Annotated in this window: 16 protein-coding genes and 1 pseudogene; 3 read left to right on the forward strand and 14 right to left on the reverse strand. The window is 55.1% G+C overall.

Features of this window, described 5'->3' with window-relative positions:
• Positions 1 to 56 precede the first annotated feature (56 nt).
• The 14 genes and pseudogenes from rlmN to GCWU000342_RS02495 all read right to left on the reverse strand — a co-directional run bounded on the left by rlmN (position 57) and on the right by GCWU000342_RS02495 (position 20767).
• A complete protein-coding gene (gene rlmN / locus GCWU000342_RS02430) occupies positions 57 to 1124 on the reverse strand; it encodes a 23S rRNA (adenine(2503)-C(2))-methyltransferase RlmN (protein WP_045000168.1) in 1068 nt (355 codons plus the stop codon).
• Between the two features lie 258 nt (positions 1125 to 1382).
• Positions 1383 to 2672, reverse strand: a complete 1290-nt coding sequence (gene rsmB / locus GCWU000342_RS02435; protein WP_006905628.1) for a 16S rRNA (cytosine(967)-C(5))-methyltransferase RsmB — start codon at positions 2670 to 2672, stop codon at positions 1383 to 1385.
• Positions 2673 to 2690: 18 nt separating this feature from the next.
• Positions 2691 to 3713, reverse strand: a complete 1023-nt coding sequence (fmt, locus tag GCWU000342_RS02440) for a methionyl-tRNA formyltransferase (RefSeq protein WP_006905629.1) — start codon at positions 3711 to 3713, stop codon at positions 2691 to 2693.
• A complete protein-coding gene (def, locus tag GCWU000342_RS02445) occupies positions 3710 to 4192 on the reverse strand; it encodes a peptide deformylase (protein WP_006905630.1) in 483 nt (160 codons plus the stop codon). Before def ends, fmt begins: the two co-directional genes overlap by 4 nt.
• 98 nt (positions 4193 to 4290) lie before the next feature.
• The gene (gene priA, locus GCWU000342_RS02450; RefSeq protein WP_006905632.1) at positions 4291 to 6525 is read right to left on the reverse strand and encodes a replication restart helicase PriA; all 2235 of its coding nucleotides are present in this window, start codon (positions 6523 to 6525) and stop codon (positions 4291 to 4293) included.
• Between the two features lie 136 nt (positions 6526 to 6661).
• Complete coding sequence (locus GCWU000342_RS02455) at positions 6662 to 7102, reverse strand: aspartate carbamoyltransferase regulatory subunit (RefSeq protein WP_006905633.1); 441 nt, start codon at positions 7100 to 7102, stop codon at positions 6662 to 6664.
• A 202-nt stretch (positions 7103 to 7304) separates the two neighbouring features.
• Positions 7305 to 8207: pseudogene (pyrB, locus tag GCWU000342_RS02460) on the reverse strand (aspartate carbamoyltransferase); the annotation flags it as partial.
• 246 nt (positions 8208 to 8453) lie between these two features.
• Complete coding sequence (locus GCWU000342_RS09880) at positions 8454 to 13295, reverse strand: Cna B-type domain-containing protein (RefSeq protein WP_169304660.1); 4842 nt, start codon at positions 13293 to 13295, stop codon at positions 8454 to 8456.
• A 725-nt stretch (positions 13296 to 14020) separates the two neighbouring features.
• Positions 14021 to 14566, reverse strand: coding sequence for a DJ-1 family glyoxalase III (locus GCWU000342_RS02470; protein WP_006905638.1), 546 nt, complete (start codon positions 14564 to 14566; stop codon positions 14021 to 14023).
• A 73-nt stretch (positions 14567 to 14639) separates the two neighbouring features.
• Complete coding sequence (locus GCWU000342_RS02475; protein WP_006905639.1) at positions 14640 to 15017, reverse strand: hypothetical protein; 378 nt, start codon at positions 15015 to 15017, stop codon at positions 14640 to 14642.
• Entirely contained in the window at positions 15014 to 15433 is a 420-nt protein-coding gene (locus GCWU000342_RS02480; RefSeq protein WP_045000173.1) for a hypothetical protein, read from the reverse strand. Before GCWU000342_RS02480 ends, GCWU000342_RS02475 begins: the two co-directional genes overlap by 4 nt.
• Before the next feature lie 257 nt (positions 15434 to 15690).
• The gene (locus GCWU000342_RS10875) at positions 15691 to 17505 is read right to left on the reverse strand and encodes a methyltransferase domain-containing protein (protein ID WP_169304661.1); all 1815 of its coding nucleotides are present in this window, start codon (positions 17503 to 17505) and stop codon (positions 15691 to 15693) included.
• A 63-nt stretch (positions 17506 to 17568) separates the two neighbouring features.
• Entirely contained in the window at positions 17569 to 20343 is a 2775-nt protein-coding gene (locus tag GCWU000342_RS02490; RefSeq protein ID WP_006905642.1) for a heavy metal translocating P-type ATPase, read from the reverse strand.
• Positions 20344 to 20446: 103 nt separating this feature from the next.
• Positions 20447 to 20767 carry a metal-sensing transcriptional repressor gene (locus GCWU000342_RS02495; protein ID WP_045000175.1) on the reverse strand — a complete coding sequence of 107 codons (321 nt, stop codon included), beginning with the start codon at positions 20765 to 20767 and terminating at the stop codon, positions 20447 to 20449.
• A 293-nt stretch (positions 20768 to 21060) separates the two neighbouring features.
• On the opposite strand from GCWU000342_RS02495, the gene GCWU000342_RS02500 reads away from it, so the two are divergent.
• Genes GCWU000342_RS02500 through GCWU000342_RS02510 form a run of 3 tightly spaced genes read left to right on the forward strand, consistent with a single transcriptional unit; the run spans position 21061 to position 25062 of the window.
• A complete protein-coding gene (locus GCWU000342_RS02500; RefSeq protein WP_006905645.1) occupies positions 21061 to 22950 on the forward strand; it encodes an ABC transporter ATP-binding protein in 1890 nt (629 codons plus the stop codon).
• On the forward strand, positions 22937 to 24697 hold the full coding sequence (locus GCWU000342_RS02505; RefSeq protein ID WP_006905646.1) for an ABC transporter ATP-binding protein: 1761 nt from the start codon (positions 22937 to 22939) through the stop codon (positions 24695 to 24697). Before GCWU000342_RS02500 ends, GCWU000342_RS02505 begins: the two co-directional genes overlap by 14 nt.
• Positions 24698 to 24735: 38 nt before the next feature.
• Complete coding sequence (locus GCWU000342_RS02510; RefSeq protein ID WP_045000177.1) at positions 24736 to 25062, forward strand: hypothetical protein; 327 nt, start codon at positions 24736 to 24738, stop codon at positions 25060 to 25062.
• Positions 25063 to 25117: the final 55 nt, after the last annotated feature.

A 25117-nucleotide genomic window follows, 5' to 3' on the forward strand; every position in this document is an offset into this window, starting at 1 on the left:
AGATTCCATTGTGCAAACTTTCAAATGAGCGCTCAGGGATATTCGATTGTCCACTGTCATGAGAAAAAACGGATATTGGGCGACTGGTCGCCTTCGTGCATTTTGCGGCGACGAAGCTGGCCACAGGCGCCATCAATATCCCTTCCCATTTCTCTCCTAATAGTAACATTTACGCCATATTTTTCAAGCTGTGTCCGAAAGGCCAGAAGAGCCCTTCTGTCAGACTGATGGAAATTGCGCTCCTTGATCGGATTGACCGGGATCAGGTTGACATGGCAGTTGAGATCTCCCAGAAGTCCGGCCAGACGGGCCGCGTCCTCCCTGGAATCATTGACTCCGGCCACCAGAGCGTACTCGAAGGTCAGGCGCCGTCCCGTCCTGCTGAAGTAATAGCGGCAGGCGTCCAGGATCTCTTTTAGATCGTAGCGCTCAGCAATGGGCATGAGCTTTCTTCTGGTCTCCTGCGAGGAGGCGTGCAGGGAAATAGCAAGCGTAATCGACAGGTTCAGATCTGCCAGCTCCCTGATCCGGGGAACAATCCCACAGGTAGAGACCGTGATATTTCTCTGGCTGATATTCAGACCATTTTCGTCTGAAACCAGCCCGATGAGCTTGACGACATTGTCAAAGTTATCCAGCGGCTCCCCGGTTCCCATGAGCACCAGATTGGAAACCCTCTCTTTGCTGTCCCGCTGAATCCGGTAGATCTGATCCAGCATTTCCGCGGGAGTCAGATTCCTGAGCCAGCCGTCAATGGTGGAGGCACAGAATCTGCAGCCCATCCTGCATCCCACCTGTGAGGAAATGCACACGGAGTTGCCGTGATGATAGGGCATCAGAACACTCTCGACCATATTGCCATCAGACAGGGCAAAGAGGTACTTGCGGGTTCCGTCGAGCCTGGAAATCTGACAGTCCGCCTCTTGCAGAACAGTCAAATCAGCCTCTCTCATCAGGCGCCCCCGCAGATCCCTGGAGAGGTTGCTCATCTCATCCCAGTCTGCCGCCTGTCTTCTGTGAATCCATTCGTAGAGCTGCCTTGCCCGGAATTTTTTCTCCCCCATCGCCTCGACATATGCGGTTAATTCCTCCAAATTCATGGACTTGATATCAATCCTTCGCATTGCCCTACTCTCTTTCCTGCCTGCCGCGGATTCGCCTTTATTTTTTCTGACCCTCGTTGACCCGATACGCTCTTCCCTGCATGTCTCGGATTCGCCCGGTTCTCCCTTCATATTCTAATTGTCTGAGGGATATTGTCCCAAACAGGGTGCCTGTCGCGAACCTGCCGGCAGATGATTGCTCCGGGCAAAGTGCCTGTCCTAAACCAGCTGGCAAATGATTGTTCCGGACAGGACGCCTGTCACAAACCTGCCGGCAGGTCAGCCGCGGCTGAAAACGGAAATGAAAAAACCGTCCCTGCCCGAAGCGTCCGGCAGGATCTGCTCCTGAGAGATCAGATGAAAGTCGGGATTCTCCGCTAAAAAGCGCTCTGTATTCTCCTCATTCTCCTGCCCGGATATGGTGCAGGTGGAGTAGACCAGGCTTCCCTGCGCCTTCACATAATTTTTGACCACAGAGAGGATCTGCGTCTGCAGACCGGCCAGAGCGCTCAGATCCTTTGGCTGCAGACGATAGCGGATCTCCGGCTTTCTGCCGATGACGCCCAGACCGGAGCATGGCAGGTCGGCCAGCACGATGTCATAGGCCTCGTGACTGGCTGCGTCATCCACTCTCGCGTCAAAGACCTGGGCGGAAATATTGTCCATCTGAGAGCGGGCAATGTTCTCGCGAATCCTCGCCACCTTGTCTTCCGTCAGGTCCCGCGCCAGAACTCTTCCCTCAGACCGATCCATACAGGCCAGCTTTTCGGCTATATGCAGACTCTTGCCGCCCGGAGCGGCGCAGACATCTAAAACCCTGCTTCCCCCGCGAACAGGCGCCCGCTCCGCCACCAGCATAGATGAGAGATCCTGCACATAGAAGAGGCCCTCCCGATAAGAAAGCAATTTCTTTATGGAGTCATAGCCGCTGATATAGAGGGCATAGTCAAGGTCTTCGGACCGGAGCACAGACACTCCTTCCCCCTCGAGCTTCTCAATCAGGTCTTCAACGGAGATCCGGGCCAGGTTGACTCGAATACAGGTTTTCCTGGGCGCAAGGAAGCTCTTGCATATGCTCTCGCATCCCTCCCGGCCGAATCGCTTACTCCACTCTTTCATCAGCCAGTCGGGCATGGAATAGCGGATGCCGGGCGACGCGTCTTTCAGAAGAGACAGGGCCTCCTGCCGATGTCTGGCGATATTGCGCAAAAGACCATTGACAAATCCCTTAAGAGGCCGATAGCGCCTGGCAATCAGTTTGACTGACTCATTACAGGCCGCGGAATCAGGCACTGCGTCCATATAGAGAATCTGATAGAGGCCCATGCGCAGGCTGTTGCGGATCATGGGCTTCATCTTTTTCACCGGTGTCCTGGAATAGTGGTTCAAAATATAATCCAGGCTGATTTTGCGCTCGATAACCCCCACGGTAAGACGGCTGATGAAGGCCCTCTGCCGCTTATCCAAATAGGCGTATTTATCAAGAACTGCCTGCAGCAGGAGGTGGGAGTAGGCTCCCTCCTCTAAGACCGCAGACAGTATCTGAAGTACAATCTCTCTCTCATTCATAATCGGAAATGCTCTCTCTCACTGTCCCAGGCTCTGGCCGACTTCCATCCTGTGTCCGCGGAGGAAATCAGCCGCAGGCATCATCTTTTTGCCGGCCTTCTGAAGCTCTTCAATCCGCAGGAGCCCCCTGCCGCACTTGACATAAATCGCATCATCCGTCAGGGCAAAAATTTTCCCGGGGCAGACGGCCGAAGACCCGATGGTACTGATCGCCTGCGGCACACGCGCGGCGTCCGGTCCCCTCCTGTCCTCTTCGTCGCGCGGATCCTCCGCCGACGGGCACTCGTCCTCCAGGACTCCGGCTCTCCAGATCTTAAGGGTCTCTCCCTGATAGGAGGTAAAAGCTGAAGGCCAGGAGTTTAGCCCCCGGATCATGCGCTCCAGCTCCTCGGCGGGGCGGGAGAAGTCCAGTCGGCCCATGTCCTTTCGGATCATGCCGACATGACTGACCAGACCGGGATCCTGGGACCTGGGTTGAATCCTCCCCGCGTCCAGATCCTCCAGAGTCCTGACGATCAACCCCCTGCTGACCGCGGCCAGGCGGGCAAAGAGAGAGGCACCCGTCTCATGGGGATCCAGGGGAATTTCCTCCTGCTCTAAAATATCTCCGTCATCCAGCCCCACCCCCATCTGCATGGTGGTCACTCCGCTCGTCGCGTCCCCGTTTAAGACGGCCCACTGGATGGGCGCCGCACCCCGATACCTGGGAAGCAGGGACGCGTGAACATTGACGCAGCCCAGACGTGGCATCTTGAGTATCTCCTCGGGAAGGATCTGACCAAAGGCAGCCACAACCGCGACATCTGCGGGATATTGCGCCAGCCTTGCGACGGCCTCCGCCCGGCGGATTTTTGCGGGCTGAAAAACTTCAATCCCATGCTCTGTCGCGTATTGCTTGACCTCCGGCGGAGTCAGGAGCTTCTTCCTCCCCCTGGGCTTATCCGGCTGGGTCACGACCAGAGAGATCTCATGTCCGGCCTCAAGCAGCGCATCCAGAATCTCTACCGCGAAATCCGGTGTTCCCATAAAGACGATCTTCATTCGATCTCCTCTTCCTCGTCGTATTTCACATCCATCAGAGGGCTCTCGGCGATCTCCGTGTACATGTGCCCGTCCAAATGATCCAGCTCATGGCAGATGGCTCTGGCTAAAAGACCGGTTCCCTCGACAGAAAATTCCTTCATATTCCGATCGAGCGCCCGCGCGATCACGTGCTCCGGACGGGTGACGATCGCGGCCTTGCCGGGGACAGACAGACAACCCTCCTCACCGATCTGCTCTCCGTCCTTCTCTGTAATCTCGGGATTAACCATCACCAGAGGACCCTCGCCCACATCGATGACGACGATGCGGCGCAGCACGCCCACCTGGGGCGCGGCCAGCCCCACGCCATTGGCCTCATACATGGTCTCCAGCATGTCGTCGATCAGCTCCTGCTGCCGGTCAGACAGTTTGCTGACGGGCCTGCAGACCTTCTTTAATATAGGGTCTCCGTCTATGCGAATTTCTCGAATAGCCATACTTTTCTCTCCCGGATTATCTCTTTTGAATGGAGAATCCCTTCTCCAATTTCATATCTCTTATCATTTCTCTTATCATTACGTATCATTGCCTGTCATCAAAAGGCATTCATAGGGTCAAAGTCGAACCAGACATTGACTGCCCGCAGGGATCTGTCAGCCAGGAGGCGATCCTCAATCCGGTTCTTGTCCGCGATCAGCAGGTCATAGTCCTCATCGCGGATATAAATAGCCTGCCTGTAGACGTCCGCAAGCTTTGCAATCCTTGCCTTGACCGGACCGTCAATCCTGCCCCCGGGTCGGGCCCTGCGAAGAAGCTCCGCAAAAAGAGCCGCCGCCGATTCCGCCGCCTGCTCTGAATCCGACATGATCTGAACGACCAGCATATGGGCGGCAGGGGGATAAGACATCAGCGACCGATATGCCATTTCCTGATCATAGAAGCTCTCGTAATCCTGCCTTGCGGCATCCACGATCGCAAAATGCCCGGGCTGGTAGGTCTGAATGACCATCTTCCCTGGCCTGTCCCCCCGTCCGGCTCTCCCGGCAGCCTGGCAGAGGAGCTGAAAAGTCCGCTCTGCCCCGCGGAAGTCGCTGGAATTCAAGGACAGGTCCGCCGCCAGAGCAGCGACTAAGGTGACATTGGGAAAGTCGTGCCCCTTGACTATCATCTGAGTCCCGATCAGAATATCGGCCTCCTGATTGGCGAAGGCCCCAAGAATTCTCTGATATCCCCCCTTAGACCTGGTGGTGTCCGCATCCATGCGAAGAACTCTTGCCCCGGGGAAGGTCCGCCGGATGACCTCCTCAAACTTCTCTGTTCCGGCCCGCATCCCGCCAATGAATCTGGACCCGCATCTGGGGCAGGTCCTGGGGGCCGGCATGGAATAGCCGCAGTAGTGACAGCTCATACGCCCGTTCTTATGGAGTGTCAGGGCGACCTCACAGTGGGGACATTTTATCACAGAGCCGCAGGAGCGACAAGAAACGAAGCCGGCCATCCCCCTGCGGTTGATAAAGAGCATGATCTGTTCCTTCTTTTTAAGCCGGTCCTCGATCAGCTGTCCCAGACGGCGACTGATCACAGACCGGTTTCCCTCCCTTAATTCCTCTCTTAAGTCCACAACCTGACAGTCAGGCAGGGCCCTGTTCTCGACGCGGGAGGGCAGGGACAGGAGGCTGTACTCTCCTCTCTTGGCCCTGGAAAATGCCTCCAGGGAAGGGGTTGCAGAACCCAGGACCACAGAGGCAGAAGACAGACGGGCCCTTTCTACGGCTGTCTCTCTGGCGTGATACTTGGGTACTGTCTCCGACTTATAAGAGTTCTCGTGCTCCTCGTCAATGACAATCAGCCCCAGATTGGGAAAAGGGGTAAAGAGGGCCGATCGGGGACCGACCATGATCCGGACCTTTTCCTCCTTGGCCCGTTCAAACTGATCGGACCGCTCACCCGCCGACATGCGGGAATTCAGGATGGAAACCTGGTCTCCAAAACGGGAGTAGAAGCGCATGACCGTCTGATAGGTCAGGGAGATCTCTGGGATCAAAACGATCGCCTCTTTCCCCTGGGAGAGGACCTTGGCGATCATCTCCATGTAGACCTGGGTCTTGCCGCTCCCCGTGACGCCATAGAGCAGATAGGTCCCCCGCCTGCCCAGGTCCCAGTCAGCAGCAAAAGCCTGAAAGGCCTGCTCCTGCTGCTCATTGAGCCAAATTCTCTTCTCACTCTTTTGCAGGGCCGCGAGGGGATTTCGCATACTGCGGAAGGACTCGACCGCAAGCCATCCCCTCTTCTCTAAGTCGCGGATGCTGGCGGACGGGATATTCAACTCCCCTGTGACCAGCTCCCAGGGCAGGCTCTGATCCTGAATCAGAGCCTCAAGAAGCCGCTCCTTTGCCACTGAGTGCCGCTTTCTCGCCCGCATACAGGCAAGCTCACCTCTGGCCTCCTCCGGGGGAAGAAGCAGTCGCAGGTTCTTCTTCTCTCTGGCGGCCGCCTTGACCTTGATGGGCAGGACCGTCTTCAAGGCCTGGTTTAAGGTGGATCCGTAGTGGTCCTTCATCCAGACCGCGAGGGAGATCAGCTGGGACTCGATGTCGATTGCATCCCTCACTGTCCCGTCAATGGGGCGAATCTTAGCTTCCTCCAGCTTCGCTTTTTCGGAGATGCCGATGACATAGCCCCTGATCTTGCGCCGGTCGGAACCGAAGGAGACCCTCACCCGGCTCCCGATGCGAATGCGATCCTCCAGCTCCGCGGGGATCCGGTACTGAAAGCTCTTATCCAGTTGTCCCCTGGAGATGTCGATGATGACATCCGCATACTTTGCCATAGAAGACCTCTTGCATGTGAAAGGGATTCGCCCGATTCCAATTGTCCCGACTCAGGACAATCGAATCCCTGCGGAACATATGCCTCACCGCCGCATCACATATGCCTCACTGTCGCATCCTGAACAATTTCCGAACTTATCTCTTGTGATCGCCCCGCTTGTACTGCTCCTCACAGTACTTGCAGCGGTAGACCTCATTCTCCTCATCCGTCAACAGAAAGATCTGATCCAATTCCTGCTCAATGGAGGAGATGCAGCGGGGATTCTTACAGCGAATGACATTCTTAATCCGCTTCGGCAGACGCAGCTTTCGCTTCTCGCAGATCTGATTGTCTTTGATGACATTGACCGTGATGTTGTGGTCGATGAAGCCCAGGACATCCAGATCAATGGCGTCGATAGGGCACTCCACCTTGAGCATATCCTTGCGGCCCATCTTATTGGATCTGGCATTCATGATCATGGCCACGGTGCAGTCCCTGTCCGCAAGTCCCAGGTCGTTGTAGATGCGCATGCTCATACCGGCCTTGATGTGGTCTAAGACAAAGCCCTCCTGAATTCCGCTGATGTTAAGCATTGGTCGCCTCCTTTTCGCTCCTTGTGTCATCGGCTCGCTCAGATCCCGGGCAAGTCTCCCCGGCACATCCCCGGCCCGGCTGGCCCTCGAAAGGCCTGTCCGCGGCAGTGCTGCCGGCCGAATCAGAAGTGACCGGCTCCATCTCTCCGAGGACGTCTGACTTTCCCAGGCGCTCTGTCTGTCCAAGGACATCGGACTTCCCCAACAGAGAGAGAATCAGTGCCTGGCGAATATAGCGTCCGCACTCGACCTGGCGGAAGTAGGCAGCTCTCGGGTCCTGATCCACCTCAACGGAGATCTCATTGACACGGGGCAGGGGATGAAGAACGAACATATCCTTTCTGGCCCTTTTCATCTTCTCCGGGGTCAGGATGTAGAAGTCCTTCATGCGCAGGTAGTCCTCCTCATTGAAGAAGCGCTCCTTCTGCACCCTGGTCATGTAGAGAATATCCAGTTCCGGCATCAGTTCATCCAGGCTGACCACCTCCCGATAGGGAATGTGATTGGCCTCCAGGACATCCTCCCGGATGTAGCCGGGCACGCGCAGCTCCGGCGGTGAGATGAGCACGAAGGAAATGCCCTCGTAGCGGGACATGGCCGTGATCAGAGAGTGGACCGTGCGGCCGAACTTGAGGTCCCCGCAGAGGCCGACCACAATATGATCGATACTGCCCCTGAGCGTATGGATGGTAAAGAGATCTGTCAAAGTCTGGGTGGGGTGCTGGTGTCCCCCGTCACCGGCATTAATCACCGGAATCTCTGAGTGGAGACTGGCCACCAGAGGAGCTCCTTCCTTGGGATGGCGCATGGCGCAGATATCCGCGAAGGAAGAGATGACCCGGATGGTATCGGCTACGGACTCTCCCTTGGCCGCGGAGGAGGAGTTGGCAGAAGCGAAGCCCAGGGTCTTGCCCCCCAGGTGCAGCATGGCCGATTCAAAGGAGAGACGGGTTCTGGTGGACGGCTCATAGAAGCAGGTCGCCAGGATTTTCCCCTCCAGGCTGTGGGCGTATCGGTCTGGATCCGCCTTCATGTCCGCCGCCAGATCCATCAGCCGATTGATCTCCTCTACTGACAGATCCATGGGGCTCATCAGATGTCGCATGGCTACCTCCTTTGGTGCTGTGTCCCTGTCCGGGGCCTCTTGCGTCTGATAAAGAAGGGGGAGAGACTCGTCCGGTCCCGCCCCCATCTTCGACACATTCCTGTCAGTTATTCTACTTCAAAGTCAGCCTGCGTTCAATCCAAGCTGTAAGATCTCTATCTTGCGCCCGCCTCTGTATCGAAACAGAGCGGATTCCCGCAGGAACCCGCCCTGTTCATCAACTTAGCAATCAGATCAAAATGGAAGTCACTTCTCATTTGCCTTTCTTCTCTTTAACAGAGCAAGCACAATCAGTGCCTGTAAAGAGGCAAAAGCCGTGAACATGTACCAATCCACGTTGCCAAGATCACCTGTCTTTGGCGCCTTAGGTGTTGATCCGGGCTTCTTGGGCCTGTCCTTCTTCGTTACATTCGCCTTATTTGTAACAACATACCCATGCTCCGTATCGCCCTCGATTGTCGTCGTGTATCCGGCAACCGGCGTCTCCCGGACCGTATAGACGATTTCGCTTCCATCCGCCTTGTACTTGGGCAGGTTCTCGAACTTGCCCTCCCAGTTGCCCGCCGCATTCAAGGTCAGTGACTTGTTCGCGTCCCGGCCGTCGGCAAAGAGCTTAATCTCCACGCTGGCCGCGGGCGTTCCGACCCACTGCTTCTTGACCGGAACATCAATCTTCTCTGTGTTGCTGTTGGTGACGACGAATCCCTGGCTGGCGTCTCCCGTCGTCTGTGAGTCGTAGTTGGCGATCGGATCCTCTACGATCGTATACTGGATCTCATTGCCATGGTCATACTTCTCCAGATCGGCGAAGGTATACTGCCAGTGATTGGTCTCATCGAGCGTGATACTCTTGCCCGTATCTGCCCCGTCGGCATACAGATGCATGGTTGCGGACGCACCCTTGGGGCCGACCCACTTCTTCTCGACCGGTACGGACACCTTGCCCGCGATCGTGTTGGTGATGGTAAAGCCGTTCGCGGCATCACCTGTCATCGCCGTCGTGTACCCGGCAACCGGCGTCTCCCGGACCGTATAGATGATTTCGCTTCCATCCACCTTGTACTTGGGCAGGTTCTCGAACTTGCCCTCCCAGTTGCCCGCCGCATTCAAGGTCAGTGACTTGTTCGCGTCCCGGCCGTCGGCAAAGAGCTTAATCTCCACGCTGGCCGCGGGCGTTCCGACCCACTGCTTCTTGACCGGAACATCAATCTTCTCCGTGTTGCTGTTGGTGACGACGAATCCCTGGCTGGCGTCTCCCGTCGTCTGTGAGTCGTAGTTAGCGATCGGATCCTCTACGATCGTATACTGGATCTCATTGCCATGGTCATATTTCTCCAGATCGGCGAAGGTATACTGCCAGTGATTGGTCTCATCGAGCGTGATGCTCTTGCCCGTATCTGCCCCGTTGGCATACAGATGCATGGTTGCGGACGCACCCTTGGGGCCGACCCACTTCTTCTCAACCGGTACGGACACCTTGCCCGCAATCGTGTTGGTGATGGTAAAGCCGTTCGCGGCATCGCCTGTCATCGCCGTCGTGTATCCGGCAACCGGCGTCTCCCGGACCGTATAGACGATTTCGCTTCCATCCGCCTTGTACTTGGGCAGGTTCTCAAACTTGCCCTCCCAGTTGCCCGCCGCATTCAGGGTCAGTGACTTGTTCGCGTCCTGGCCGTCGGCAAAGAGCTTGATCTCCACGCTAGCCGCGGGCGTTCCGACCCACTGCTTCTTGACCGGGACATCGATCTTCTCCGTGTTGCTGTTGGTGACGACGAATCCCTGGCTGGCGTCTCCCGTCGTCTGTGAGTCGTAGTTGGCGATCGGATCCTCTACGATCGTATACTGGATCTCATTGCCATGGTCATATTTCTCCAGATCGGCGAAGGTATACTGCCAGTGATTGGTCTCATCGAGCGTGATGCTCTTGCCCGTATCTGCCCCGTTGGCATACAGATGCATGGTTGCGGACGCCCCCTTGGGGCCGACCCACTTCTTCTCGACCGGTACGGACACCTTGCCCGCGATCGTGTTGGTGATGGTAAAGCCGTTCGCGGCATCGCCTGTCATCGCCGTCGTGTATCCGGCAACCGGCGTCTCCCGGACCGTATAGATGATTTCGCTTCCATCCGCCTTGTACTTGGGCAGGTTCTCGAACTTGCCCTCCCAGTTGCCCGCCGCATTCAGGGTCAGTGACTTGTTCGCGTCCTGGCCGTCGGCAAAGAGCTTGATCTCCACGCTGGCCGCGGGCGTTCCGACCCACTGCTTCTTGACCGGGACATCGATCTTCTCCGTGTTGCTGTTGGTGACGACGAATCCCTGGCTGGCGTCTCCCGTCGTCTGTGAGTCGTAGTTAGCGATCGGATCCTCTACGATCGTATACTGGATCTCATTGCCATGGTCATATTTCTCCAGATCGGCGAAGGTATACTGCCAGTGATTGGTCTCATCGAGCGTGATGCTCTTGCCCGTATCTGCCCCGTTGGCATACAGATGCATGGTTGCGGACGCACCCTTGGGGCCGACCCACTTCTTCTCGACCGGTACGGACACCTTGCCCGCAATCGTGTTGGTGATGGTAAAGCCGTTCGCGGCATCGCCTGTCATCGCCGTCGTGTACCCGGCGACCGGCGTCTCCCGGACCGTATAGACGATTTCGCTTCCATCCGCCTTGTACTTGGGCAGGTTCTCGAACTTGCCCTCCCAGTTGCCCGCCGCATTCAGGGTCAGTGACTTGTTCGCGTCCTGGCCGTCGGCAAAGAGCTTGATCTCCACGCTGGCCGCGGGCGTTCCGACCCACTGCTTCTTGACCGGGACATCGATCTTCTCCGTGTTGCTGTTGGTGACGACGAATCCCTGGCTGGCGTCTCCCGTCGTCTGTGAGTCGTAGTTAGCGATCGGATCCTCTACGATCGTATACTGGATCTCATTGCCATGGTCATATTTCTCCAGATCGGCGAAGGTATACTGCCAGTGATTGGTCTCATCGAGCGTGATGCTCTTGCCCGTATCTGCCCCGTTGGCATACAGATGCATGGTTGCGGACGCACCCTTGGGGCCGACCCACTTCTTCTCGACCGGTACGGACACCTTGCCCGCAATCGTGTTGGTGATGGTAAAGCCGTTCGCGGCATCGCCTGTCATCGCCGTCGTGTACCCGGCGACCGGCGTCTCCCGGACCGTATAGACGATTTCGCTTCCATCCGCCTTGTACTTGGGCAGGTTCTCGAACTTGCCCTCCCAGTTGCCCGCCGCATTCAGGGTCAGTGACTTGTTCGCGTCCTGGCCGTCGGCAAAGAGCTTGATCTCCACGCTAGCCGCGGGCGTTCCGACCCACTGCTTCTTGACCGGGACATCGATCTTCTCCGTGTTGCTGTTGGTGACGACGAATCCCTGGCTGGCGTCTCCCGTCGTCTGTGAGTCGTAGTTAGCGATCGGATCCTCTACGATCGTATACTGGATCTCATTGCCATGGTCATATTTCTCCAGATCGGCGAAGGTATACTGCCAGTGATTGGTCTCATCGAGCGTGATGCTCTTGCCCGTATCTGCCCCGTTGGCATACAGATGCATGGTTGCGGACGCCCCCTTGGGGCCGACCCACTTCTTCTCGACCGGTACGGACACCTTGCCCGCGATCGTGTTGGTGATGGTAAAGCCGTTCGCGGCATCGCCTGTCATCGCCGTCGTGTATCCGGCAACCGGCGTCTCCCGGACCGTATAGATGATTTCGCTTCCATCCGCCTTGTACTTGGGCAGGTTCTCGAACTTGCCCTCCCAGTTGCCCGCCGCATTCAAGGTCAGTGACTTGTTCGCGTCCTGGCCGTCGGCAAAGAGCTTGATCTCCACGCTGGCCGCGGGCGTCCCGACCCACTGCTTGGTCACCTTCACTGACGTTGCGTTTAATTTATCTTTTACTGTCAGGATCGTTCCTACGTCGCTCGCTATATCAACGGTATATTCGGTAGAATCCAGTAAATAGCCCTGCGGGGCTTTCGTCTCCCGGACTTTATACTTACCCGGTATCAAAAGGCCGGAAGTGACCGTACCATCTGCCCCTGTCGTCAAAGTGAACTTACTTCCATCGGGCTTGGTCACTTCAAATTCGGCATTGGCAAGGGCCTTCGTGTTATCTTCCGCATCAACCTTGCGAAGTTTCAACTTCTTGGCGAGGTCACCGGCCATACTTCCGCCGCCGGATCTCTTTTTCCAGGTACTCTTCTGATCTACGGGCGTAATGATGTCCGCCGTCATATTGGCCTGATTTGTCTGAACCGGGTCTCCGTAATCTACCGTTGTCTTATAGGAAAGGAAATAAGACTGCGTTCCGATATCTCCCAGATCAATTTCAAATGAAGTCTTATCGGCATTGAATTTTACCTTTCCGGTCAGGTCTACGATCTCTCCATCCCAGCTGGTTGGATTTCCGCTCGCGTCATACTCACACTTCATGAGCTTGAACTGCTCATTCGCACCGTTCGGCAGGGGATCCAGGTAGTGACCGTTCCCTGACGTGATGGAATCTCTGATCACGACATGCTTTAAATCCTTCTTGGCCTGATTGATTCGCAAAGCCCAGCCGGCCACCCCGGGATGACTGGCATCGGAAGCCTTGGCAAATTTACCGAACACCTGATCGGAGGTATTGGCTCCCGGCTTGACACCGATTTTCGTCGGCGGAGGTGTCAAATCGGTTCTGCCGTTCACTTTCATTTCAATGGGGTTTACCTTATTGATCGTAACCCCTTTCTTATTCAAGATCATATAGACATACATCTGCCCGGTAATATTATGCAGTCCCTCGGCATTGTGGTTAAATTTAACGCGGATTTTCCCGCCGCCTGTCGTCGCAGTAGCCGTTGGTCTGCTGATAACCTCAGCCGTTGCAACCTTCGTTCCGTTCTGATCCGTAAGATCAAAGGTCAAAGGATTCGTAGCGGACGTTGTCATGTCCAATTCTTTGGGGATATCAATATCAAAATAATCCCCGTCATGAACAATCTGGTCAACATGCCAGTCCATAACTAATTTCAGAATCTGATCGACCGGCACCTCTGTTACGGGGTTGCCGTCGCTGTCCTGTATACTCACATTTGTCAGTTTTGCATCGACTTGTGAACCTGTCTCTGCAAAGGCCGTCTTGCCTGGATATAACAAAAAAACTGTCATCAAAAAAGCAAGAAAGAAGCTCAAAAATCTTTTAATCATCCCTATTGTCCTCTCTTTTGCACAACAAAATATTCCTCACTTAACTGGTAAAATCGGGTTAATTTATCAGTCTTATTTTCGTAATCTCATAAATTATCCTTCACCAATCACCCCCCCGAAAATTATCAGTTATCTATCGCCAAAAAAATTTCTCTTTAGCATTTTCCCTGACAAATTAACGGAATAAACTCTTGCCAATAAATCACATAAGGACCGTGAGTGCCAGAGCACACACACCGCAAACCATAGATCGGTTTTGTCTGAGATCTATCCTTATGACTGCAGATCCGTAAAACATATGATTGCATAACACCCGCAACTTCTAGCGAGATTATAACACATAGTTTTTACATTTCCTTGACAAAACAGACTGACTTTTGTGTCTTTAACTCAAATTAATTCATTAATATCATGTGTTTTTGTAACCTATAAATCTCAGTATAGAATTGAAGATGTCAAAGAGAAATCAAACCATTTGATCTCATATAAGACTGTTGTTATGTCAAAAAAGGGCGAATCCATTGCGATAGACATGGTATTTCCTTGTAAAAGCAGAATATTCCCAGTTAAATAGCAGGAAATTTGACGACAAAAAGAGGAGAGGATGTTCACTTGTAGAGAACATCCTCTCCCAGCCCGCGGGCCGTCTCTTCTCCCCTGACATAGGCCACAATGGCCAGTCCAAAGGCAAAGGCGGTTCCCATGGCCCGGCTGGTGATGATGTTTCCGTCACGCACCACCTTGTCAGTCAAATAGTCGCAGTCGCCCATCTTGTCCGCGAAGCCGGGGTTGGAGGTCGCCTTTTTGCCGGACAGAATCCCAGCCTTAGCCAGGACGGAAGGGGCGGCACAGATGGCTGCGACCAGCTTACCCGCCGAGGCGAAGTCCTGCACCAGCTTGATCACCCGTTCATCCGCTCCCAGATTGGTTGTGCCGGGCAGACCTCCGGGCAGGATGACCCCATCGTAGTCTTCCCAGGCAGCCCGGCTCATGCAGGTGTCCGCCTGAAAGATAATCCCATGGGAGCCCCTGATTTCGGTCTCCTCCTTGATGGAAATGCCGTCGATCTCAATGTCGGCCCTGCGGGCCAGATCGACTACGGTCAAGCCCTCGATTTCTTCACAGCCATCTGCAAATAAAATTGCTAACTTCATACACTTATCTCCACACAGAATAATTAAAAGGAACCAATGACAACGTATTTCTGCCACTCCAGCTACAGACACACTATTGAAAATCTCTAATATTCAAAATAGCACCCGGATAAAGCGACTCAAGCAAGAAAGCGCCTGCGGCGAAACCTATTACAAGCAACACAATGAAGCCTTTCCGTGAAATAATATGTTTCACAAATTTCTTGTTGTAAAAAATATCTAATCCAATCAATCCCCCGAAATATATCAGGAGCAAAATAATTCCTATGGCCACATTTACAGGATGTTCATCTTCTGGAACGCTATATCCATATCCCTTCGGTCGATTCAATATGAATAAGAATGCCATTGAAACCCACCAGGATTTATACCCGAAAAAGAAATTCGTCAACATAATCAAAATTGATGCCAGCAAGCTTTTTATCCTTTTCACCATCAGCCCCGCTTTCATCGTTCTAATGCATTATATTTTTCGAAGATCTGGTACAGGCCATAATTTCGCTCGCCATATTCTCTTGCCTTCTCATTTGTGCCATTATACCTGGCTAAAACCGCTTTGGTTTCAGCAGCCCCGTAATTGTAATAATCCGCACTCAACCCTACCAGGTAAGCGCTGTGCATCAAAACCAATGCACATTTACTGAGATTATACTCCCCGTCATTATGCAGTTTTTTCCATACCTCATATAGGTCATGCCAATTGTTCTGATCATAGCTTCGTTCATGAATAAGGCCTATGCTTATTGCGTAATTACATGCCTTGATCGCAGTTGCCGCAAAGATCTGACACAGACCTGTGGAAGAATCCGTGCGAACGAATGCCGGCGCCACTGGCCTTGGTATTAGAGCCTTCTGTTCTGCTGACAAATTCTCCCATATTAGGCTCCTAAACTATATATGCATGTTTCTGAATGCTCTTATTATATCACCGTTCATTCCCTGCAGAGCGATTCTAATTCCTTTAAGAAACAATTTTACCCCTCCAGCGATACAAACCCGTAGTCCCTGCTCTCGACAGGGGCCTTGATAACCGCCTCATCGACCGGCCTGGACTCCCCCAAGATCGCTGTCCATTCCGGTTTTCTCGTACAGCTGATATCTCTTTACGCATTCCTGTCCTTCGATTATTTCCTCCCGACAAGAAGCGCCGATCCGGAAAGCCCCATCCAGACGGATTCCGATTTCTCCATAAACATTCCCTTTGACGTGGGGATGAGTTCAACTTTTTCATAGCCCATGTCTCTTAACTTCCGGACAAAGGACTGCATGTCTCCATATCTCGCCTTGGTGAAAATATCGTGAATCGCAAAGCTTCCGCCCTTTTTCAGTACGCGCAGCGTTTCCATGAGAATGGACTGACGATCTTTGCTCGGTATATTGTGGTACACATAGTTGCTGGTGACGGCGTCAAAGGTCTCGTCCTCGAAATCCAGCTTCAGCGCGTCTCCCTGGGTAAACGAGGCGTTTTTCACGCCCTCTGCCCTCGCATTGCGTTCACAGAGCGCCTTGCTGAAGGAAGCGTACTCTTTGCCCCATCGGTCCAGGCCCATCATCTTCCCCTGCGGATTTTTCTTTGCGCAGGCAATCGTCAGCGCGCCGCTGCCACAGCCGACATCCAGGCCGATGCCGCCCTTGGGAAGGGTGACATATTCCGCGATCCCTTCCACGATGTCTTTCGAGAGCTTTCTTTTGCCTCTGTAGGAAAACTGCCTGTACGCCGCGATGCACCAGATCGTCATGCCTCCGAGTGCCGCTGTGCCCACTCCGGTAAGGGCTGTCGCCACTTTTAAGACCGGACATTTGACCCTTTTCCCCGCTTTTAAGAGACCGCAGGCTGCCGCGCCGAGAGCCCCTGTTCCGGCAGCACATCCGTAAATCAGGCCCCTGGGCACCCAGTTCCTGTAGTCCGCCCTGCCGGGAGCGATTCCGGGATTTGCCGCACCCGCCTTATCATAGGCCTGATGAACTTCTTCCCAGGAAGGCATACTCATGCGAAGCGCCTCCCACGCGGGCATCCGAAAGGATGGATTTTCGGAGCGAAATGCCTCAAACTCCTGATCCAGCCACTCCATCTCCGCCACAGCATTGGCGCAATGATCCGTCGCCAGAAGGTCTCCCAGCTTTGTTTTCGCGACAAGCCGCAGCGCGGCCTTGATCACTGCCACATATGCTTTGCCAAAAAGCAGTTTTTGATCTCCCACAGGCCTGATTTTTACGCCGGCAAAATCAAGAAGCTGATAGGCCTCGATGATTGCCGCCATCATCCGATCGCTGAGCGCCTTGTCCGCTTTTCTAAGGTCACAGCCGCAGGCATAGCTGGCATACACGATCGGAAGCACGAATGCGGCATGGCACCAGAGCCAGCCCTGCATGTCGTCGACCCAGCGAAGCTGATATCCGCTGCCCGAGAAGGCTCTTGTCAGAAGCTTCTTTTCACGCCTGTCTGGCTTGCGATGCAGTCCGCCGACCGACATGGATCCATGGCCCAGGTGAACACACTCCACCTGTCCGTCCTCCCAGACGCCGGCCGTCCCCTGAAAGGCAAAGAGAAGAGATACTCCCTTCGAGTCCGTCCCCGGAAAACATTCCTTCCGCAGCTCATAAAAGAGCTCCTTTGTCTCTTCTGCCTTCAGATTGTTGCCGACCAGGACAAAGAGCTCTGCATCGATTCCCGCAAGTGTGGGAAGCAGGGCGATCTGCTGCTGCCCCTGCATCGCAGAAATAACCAGATCAAAATGATCTTTTGGCGCAGCTGTAACTGTATTCAAATGGTCTGTGCTGGTCTTCTTCTGAAAAACGTGATGAATAATAAGACCATTCTGATCCAGAATCTCCTTTTTTTCGTCGCGCGCAACAAGCGTGATATCATTCCCGCTTTTTTTAAGCGAATGAATCAGAAATGATCCGATCACGCCAACCCCATATACAAGGATCTTCATAGCCTTCTCCTTTCGCAAAATCCCGGCCTGCCTTTCATCTGAAACCATCCCTGAAAAATGCTTTTATCCTTCCAGTGACACGAACTCATAGTCCCTGTCCTCGATAGCTGCCTTGATGGCCGCCTCGTCAACTGGCTTGGACTCCTCCAGAATTGCCGTCCCCGCCTCGTGGCTGACCTCGGCGCTCTCAACTCCGTCAAGGGCCTCCAGGGCCTTCTTGACTGTGGCCTCGCAGTGCCCGCACATCATTCCCTTGATTCTTACTGTCTGCTTCATCATATCTTCCTTTCTTTCGGCAGCGCCTGCTGCCCGGCTCTCTTCTCTTCCCGCCGAAGCATCTGTCTTCTGATCCTCGGCAGATTTCTCCGCCTGCACACCTGCGTTCTGACCTCCGGCAATTTTCTTTGCCTGCTCCTTCGTCTTCTTCTGTCCCGCAGGCGTCAGCATATCCGCAATCACCCCGTGCAGGGCCCGGCAGCTGACCTCGTGCCTGCCGGCTCTGTCTCCCTTCGTATTATAAACCTGAAAGAGATTGAGGCGAAGGGCGTTTCCCACGACGAAGACACTGGAAAAAGCCATGGCGGCCGCGCCGAACATGGGATTTAAGGTCAGTCCGAAGGCCGCCACATAGCAGCCCGCCGCCAGGGGGATCCCGATTACATTGTAGAAGAAAGCCCAGAAGAGGTTCTCATGAATGTTGCGAAGAGTCGCTCTGGACAGGCGAATAGCCGCGGGCACATCGGTCAGCCTGGAGTTCATCAAAACCAGGTCGGCCGCGTCGATAGCCACGTCCGTACCGGCGCCGATGGCAATGCCGGAGTCGGCCTTGGTTAAGGCGGGCGCGTCGTTGATCCCGTCGCCGACCATGGCCACCTTTCCCAAAGTCTGCAGGGACCGGATGGCCTGCTCCTTGCCCTCGGGCAAAACGCCTGCCACGACGTCATCCAGGCCCGCCTGCCCGGCAATGGCCGCCGCCGTTTTCGCATTGTCCCCGGTCAGCATGACGACGCGGATTCCCATCCGCTTGAGCTGGGCGATTGCCTCCGGAGATTCCTCCTTGATCACATCCGCCACGCCGATCAGACCCAGAAGTTTTCCCTTTTTGGCAAATGCCAGCGGGGTTTTCCCCATGGATGCCAGGGCGTCTGCCTCCGCGGAAATTCTGTCGCTGATCTCTGTCTGACCGGACATATAGCTGATCGATCCGCCAGAGACAAGCTCTCCGGCGATTCTGGCAGACAGGCCATTTCCTGGTAAAATCTCAAAATCCTCCGCCGCCTGCGCTGTCAGATGTCGCTTGTTGCCGTAGTCGACGACAGCCTTGGCCAGGGGATGTTCCGACTTGGCCTCCAGGGAGAGGGCAGCTGTCAGAAGCTCTTCCTCACCGGCCCCCTCCGCGGGGATCAGATCCGTCACCTGGGGGCTGCCCTGGGTGATGGTCCCGGTCTTATCCAATGCCACGATCTGAGTTCTTCCGGCCTCCTCTAAGGATGTCGCGTTCTTAAAGAGGATGCCCGACCTGGCTCCCTTGCCGTTGCCGACCATGATAGCGACGGGAGTTGCCAGACCCAGGGCGCAGGGGCAGGAAATAACGAGCACCGCGATCGCTCTGGAAAGAGCGTATCCCAAATCGGCACCGACCAAAAACCATACGATCAGGGTGACCAGGGCGATGGCGATAACAAGGGGGACAAAGACGCCTGAGATCCTGTCCGCGATCCTGGCGATCGGGGCCTTGGAGGCGGAGGCGTCGGAGACCATCTGGATGATCTGGCTCAGGCTGGTATCAGCGCCCACGCGGGTGGCCTTCGCCCTGAGGAAGCCGGACTTGTTGATGGTGGCCGCAGAGATGCTGTCTCCGACATTTTTGTCCACAGGGATGGACTCCCCGGTCAGAGCGGACTCATCCACAGCAGAGGTCCCCTCGAGAACGAGGCCGTCCACAGGAACATTTTCTCCCGGGCGAACAAGGAAAATATCGCCGACAGCCACCTGCTCGACAGGGACTAGGGTCTCTTTTTCTCTGCCGTTCGCATCGGTTCTGACGACAGTAGCCTCCTTGGGGGCCAGCTTCATCAGGCTCTTGAGCGCATCGGTCGTGCGCCCCTTGGAATAGGACTCCAGAGTCTTCCCGACCGTAATCAGGGCCAGGATCATAGCCGCGCCCTCGAAATAGAGATTGTCCATCCAGTACATGACGGCGGCGCTGTCATTTTTCACGACAGCGTCCGTCATCATAAAGGTGGCGAAGAGGGACCAGCCGAACGAAGCCGCGGATCCCATGGCCACCAGAGTATCCATATTACTGCCCCCGTGCAGAACAGCCCGAAACCCGTTGACAAAGAATTTGCGGTTGATGATCATGACACAGATGGCCAGAAGCATCTGCACCAGAGCCATGGCCACATGGTTGCCGACGAAAAAGGGGGGAAGGGGCCAGCCGAACATCATGTGCCCCATGGAAAAGTACATGAGGACTAAGAGGAATCCGACAGAGCTGACCAGGCGGCGGATCATCCTGGGGGTCTCAAGGTCCTTAAGGAGAGCCTCCTCCTGACTCATGGCGCTTTCCAAAGCCGTCCGTCCCTTCTGATCCGCTGCTGCCCCGGCCGAACCTGCGCCGGTATCTCCTCCGCTCAGCCGCCTGGCCCCATAACCCGCTCTCTCAACAGCTGCGACTATTTCCGCCTCAGAGGCCTCTCCCTCGACCGTCATGGAATTGGTCAGGAGATTGACGACCGCGTGGTCGACATGGTCCAGCTGATTCACCGCCTTCTCGACGCGGGCCTGACAGGCGGCGCAGGACATGCCTGTAACCGCGTATCTTTCCTTACTCATGCTTCGCTCCTCTCTGCAGAATACTGTCGCGGGACAGGGTTTTTACGCTGACACAGCTCTTCAAAGCATCCCGTCCCGGAGGATCCGCCCTGACTCATCTGCCCTAGCGCATCAATCTCCGTAGAAGATTCGTCAAATCCTCCACGGTCCCTTCCTTGTCTGCCTTGATATCATCCACAACACAGGTCTTGAGATGGTTCTCCAGAAGGACCCGCTGAAAGGCATTCAGCGCGCTGGAGGCCGCCTGGGCCTGGGTCAGAATATCGGGACAATAGGCCTTCTCCTCGACCATGCGCTTAAGCCCTCTGATCTGTCCCTCAATCCGGTTCAAGCGGCAGATCAGGTCTCTGTCCTCTTCCGGATCCCGCTCCTTGGTGCGGCAGCAATCAGGCTGTCTTTCCTCTGCAAGTCGCTTTTCTTTCATAATAGTCGCTCCTGTTTCCTTTAATCCCATAAGACCCTCTGTCGCATATCTCTCTTACATCTCTTCTGTCGCATATCTCTCTTACATCTCTTCTGTCACGATACCCCTCTCGGGTATTATCAATATATACCCCATATAGGTATGCTGCAAGTTGTCAGCGCAACATTTCCCCTATTTTTAAAAATTTTCTGCTCTCCTCCTTTCTGCGGGTTAACATCAGTCCTACCTTTCTCCATTCCCTTTTACCTGTGCTAAAATGACGAAGATCGGTATTTATTTATGAAGGAGTTGTTATGTCAAGACTTCTGCGGTTCTTCCGCCACTATAAAAAAGAGACCCTGCTCGCCCCCCTCTTCAAGTTATTTGAGGCCCTTATGAATCTCCTGGTCCCCCTGGTGGTCGCCCGTATCATTGACCAGGGAATTGCCGCCTCCAACAGGCCCCTGATCATCCGCTGTTTTATCTTTCTGATCGTCTTAGCTGTGGCCGGCATGCTCTTCGCCTTCGTGGCCCAGTGGTTCGCCGCCAAGTCCAGTGTGGGCTTTACCACAGAGATGCGCCAGGAGCTCTTCGATCACATCCAGTCCCTCTCCTACACAGAACTGGATACCCTGGGCACGGATACCCTCATCACACGGATGACCTCTGACGCCAACCAGGTCCAGGCCGGTATCAATATGGCCCTTCGTCTCTTGCTGCGAAGCCCCCTCATCGTCCTTGGATCCATCCTCATGGCTTTCACCATCGACGCCAAGTCCGCTTTGATCTTCCTTGTGGCGACTCTTGTTCTCTTCGCTGTAGTCTTCGCCATCATGCTGGTCTCGATTCCCCTCTTTCGCAAATCGCAAAGAGCTCTGGACCGGCTGCTCGGCATCACCCGCGAAAACCTGTCCGGTGTCCGGGTCATCCGCGCTTTCTGCAAGGAAGAGGCCGAGATTCAGGAATTCGATGAGAGAAATGCCTATCTGACCAGGACCAACGAGTTTGTAGGCCGTCTGTCTGCCCTCATGAACCCCGCCAGCTTCCTGATCGTCAACATCTCCATCATCCTCCTCATCCAGCTGGGCGCCGTTCGCGTCAATGCCGGGAGCATGGAACAGGGACAGGTAGTCGCCCTCTACAACTATTTGGCTGCCATCATCATTGAGCTGATCAAGTTCGCTTCTCTGCTTGTCTCCATCAACAAGTCCTTAGCCTGCGCGGATCGGATTGCAGACGTCTTCGATATCCAATCCTCCATGACATATCCCCCGGCGATTGCTGCCGCAGCCCAGGTCAACAGTGCGTCCGCTTCCACAGACATGACGTCTGGTAATCCAGACGCGTCCGGCCCTGCGGACAGACCCGCTGCAGTCCCGGACGGATCCGGTGCGGACGCTGTTCGCTTTACGGACGTCAGCCTGACCTACGCCGGCAGTGACGAGACCGCGCTCGAGGACATTTCCTTCTCCGTCAGGCGCGGACAGACCATCGGCATCATCGGGTCAACCGGCAGCGGTAAATCCTCCCTGGTCAACCTGATCCCCCGCTTCTATGACGCGACCAGGGGTCGGGTGGATGTCTTGGGCAGAGATGTCCGGGATTACCCAAAGGGAGACCTGATCGCCAAAATCGGCGTCGTCCCCCAGAAAGCTCTTCTCTTCGAGGGAAGCATCCGTGACAATCTCCTCTGGGGCCAGGCTGACGCCACAGACGAGGAACTCTGGGAGGCCATCGCCAGAGCCCAGGCCACGGAAGTAGTAAAGGGCAAGGAGGGCGGCCTGGATGCTCTCATTGAACAGGGCGGCCGCAACCTCTCCGGCGGCCAGAAGCAGCGTCTGACCATCGCCAGAGCCCTGGTTAAAAAGCCGGAGCTTCTCATCATGGATGACTCCGCCTCCGCCCTGGATTTCGCCACTGACGCAGCCCTGCGGCAGGCGATCCGAAAAATGGCCGGCAGCCTGACCATTTTCATCGTCTCCCAGCGGGCCTCCTCCATTCGCAGCGCGGACAGGATCCTGCTCTTAGACGATGGCAGGCTGGTCGGCAGCGGAAATCATGAAGAACTCCTGGCAAAAAATCAGATCTATCAGGAAATCTACTACTCTCAGTTCCCGGAGGAAAAACCGAACCGCCCGCCCTCCGATGAGACAGCTTCCATCTCTTCTACTCAAGGAAAGGAGGCCCCGGATGAAGACAAATAAGAGCGATCAAAGCGTCTCCTTTACAGCCAGCTTCGGCAAGGTCATGCGGGTCATCGGCCACCAAAGACGGCTCCTTGCCGCGAGCGTATTCTTCGCGGCAGTCAGCGTCATCCTTCAGCTCTATATTCCCATGCTCTTCGGCGACGCCATCGATTATATCGCGGCTAAAAACCGGGTGGATTTTGCCATGGTCGCCGCCTTTATGGGGCGAATCCTCCTTTTGACCGCGATTGCCGCCACCGCCACCTGGTTGATGAACATCATCAACAACCGGCTCGCTTATCGGACAGTTCAGGAGATCCGCAGCCGCGCCATCCGCAAGATTCAGAGACTTCCTCTCTCCTTTTTAGACGCCAACTCCGAGGGCGACCTGGTCCAGCGGGTCATCGCGGACGTCGACCAGATCTCAGACGGACTGATCCTGGGCTTTACCCAATTCTTCTCCGGCCTGATCATGATCGTCATCACCATCGCCTTTATGTTCTCCAGGAGCCGGGTCATTTCCCTGATGGTCCTTCTTTTAACCCCTCTCTCCTTCTTCCTGGCCCGCTTTATTTCCACCCATACCTATGCCATGTTCAACGAGATGACCAGGGTGCGGGGACAGCAGACGGCCCTTGTGGGAGAGATGATCGGCGGGGAGAAGCTGGTATCGGCCTTCGCCTACCAGAGTCGGGCCTCCAGGCGCTTTGATGCCATCAACCGCGACTTGCAGCAGTCGACGGTCAGAGCGATCTTCTACTCCTCCTTGGCCAATCCCGGCACAAGGGCTGTCAATGCCATCAACTATGCCCTTGTCGCCCTCGTGGGAGCCTTTACCATCCTGCAGGGAGGGCTGACGGTCGGCGGGCTGACCATCCTTCTGACTTACACCAACCAGTACACCAAGCCCTTTAATGACCTCTCCATGGTCTACACGGAGCTGCAGAATGCCATGGCCTGCGCCGCCCGCGTCTTTTATCTGATTGAGGCCGAGCCGGAATCGGAGGGCGTCAGAGAAGAACTGCCTCCTGCAACCGGGCGCGTGGACATAGAGCATGTGAACTTCTCTTATTCGCCCGACAGACCCCTGATTGAGGATTTTGACCTGCATGTCAGCCCGGGACAGACCATCGCCATCGTCGGCCCCACCGGCTGCGGCAAAACCACCCTGATCAACCTGCTCATGCGCTTCTATGATGTCAACTCCGGCTCCATCATGGTGGATGGCAAAGACATCCGGTCCGTCAGCCGTCACTCCCTGCGCAGGTCCTACGGCATGGTCCTGCAGGAATCCTGGTTGAGAAACGCCAGTCTCCGTGACAATATTGCCCTTGGGAAGGCCGATGCCAGCGACGAAGAGATCATTGCCGCCTGTAAAAAGGCCCATTCCTGGGACTTCATCCGGCGTCTCCCCCGAAAGCTGGATACCATCGTCCACGAAGATGATCTGAGCCAGGGGCAGAGACAGCTGCTCTGCATCAGCCGGGTCATGCTCTGCATGCCCCCCATGCTGATCTTAGATGAGGCGACCTCTTCCATCGACACCCGCACAGAGATCCTGATCCAGGTCGCTTTCGACCAGCTCATGGCCGGTCGAACCTCTTTCATTGTGGCCCACCGCTTATCCACCGTCCGCAATGCCGATCTGATCCTGGTAATGAAGGACGGCCACATTGTCGAGCAGGGAAGACATGAGGACCTGATTGCCGCCAATGGCTTTTATACCAGGCTCTACCAGGCCCAGTTCGCCGGTATTTCCATCTAGGCATGTGAAAACAATTGCGAGAACAATAAGGAGAATATATGATACATCGCAGGGAACTTCTCGATCTGAGTTTCTATGAGAGCTCTGCCTTCACTGGCAGCTGCGGCAGCATGTGCTACCGGATTGCCATGGTCAATGAGAATGGCGACAGGCTCCTGGATGCCTGCAGCTGGCTCGGTCCCTATGCCTACCCTCAGACCGACCCCTCCAGGATGACCCATCACCGGGCGGATTTCTCTGAGGAAGGCATGGAAGAGCTGACCTGCTGGCTCAACGGGCAGGTCAATAAATATCCGGATCAGATGCCCGGTATTCTTGATGTCGATCCCTATCAGCCCCCTGCCCCAGAAGTGGATGAGGACTGACCGAATCATTGATTTTCTCTACAAAATCCCGAACCAGCCGAATTGTCTCTTCTGC

This window comes from Shuttleworthella satelles DSM 14600, assembly GCF_000160115.1.
Classification (GTDB): Bacteria; Bacillota; Clostridia; order Lachnospirales; family Lachnospiraceae; genus Shuttleworthia; species Shuttleworthia satelles.

Excerpts from the sequence above, each read along its gene's own strand:
- rlmN (WP_045000168.1), bottom strand. The coding sequence starts at position 1,124 with ATGCGAAGGATTGATATCAAGTCCATGAATTTGGAGGAATTAACCGCA.
- rsmB (WP_006905628.1), bottom strand. The coding sequence starts at position 2,672 with ATGAATGAGAGAGAGATTGTACTTCAGATACTGTCTGCGGTCTTAGAG.
- fmt (WP_006905629.1), bottom strand. The coding sequence starts at position 3,713 with ATGAAGATCGTCTTTATGGGAACACCGGATTTCGCGGTAGAGATTCTG.
- def (WP_006905630.1), bottom strand. The coding sequence starts at position 4,192 with ATGGCTATTCGAGAAATTCGCATAGACGGAGACCCTATATTAAAGAAG.
- priA (WP_006905632.1), bottom strand. The coding sequence starts at position 6,525 with ATGGCAAAGTATGCGGATGTCATCATCGACATCTCCAGGGGACAACTG.
- GCWU000342_RS02455 (WP_006905633.1), bottom strand. The coding sequence starts at position 7,102 with ATGCTTAACATCAGCGGAATTCAGGAGGGCTTTGTCTTAGACCACATC.
- GCWU000342_RS02470 (WP_006905638.1), bottom strand. The coding sequence starts at position 14,566 with ATGAAGTTAGCAATTTTATTTGCAGATGGCTGTGAAGAAATCGAGGGC.
- GCWU000342_RS02475 (WP_006905639.1), bottom strand. The coding sequence starts at position 15,017 with ATGAAAGCGGGGCTGATGGTGAAAAGGATAAAAAGCTTGCTGGCATCA.
- GCWU000342_RS10875 (WP_169304661.1), bottom strand. The coding sequence starts at position 17,505 with ATGAAGATCCTTGTATATGGGGTTGGCGTGATCGGATCATTTCTGATT.
- GCWU000342_RS02490 (WP_006905642.1), bottom strand. The coding sequence starts at position 20,343 with ATGAGTAAGGAAAGATACGCGGTTACAGGCATGTCCTGCGCCGCCTGT.
- GCWU000342_RS02495 (WP_045000175.1), bottom strand. The coding sequence starts at position 20,767 with ATGAAAGAAAAGCGACTTGCAGAGGAAAGACAGCCTGATTGCTGCCGC.
- GCWU000342_RS02500 (WP_006905645.1), top strand. The coding sequence starts at position 21,061 with ATGTCAAGACTTCTGCGGTTCTTCCGCCACTATAAAAAAGAGACCCTG.
- GCWU000342_RS02505 (WP_006905646.1), top strand. The coding sequence starts at position 22,937 with ATGAAGACAAATAAGAGCGATCAAAGCGTCTCCTTTACAGCCAGCTTC.
- GCWU000342_RS02510 (WP_045000177.1), top strand. The coding sequence starts at position 24,736 with ATGATACATCGCAGGGAACTTCTCGATCTGAGTTTCTATGAGAGCTCT.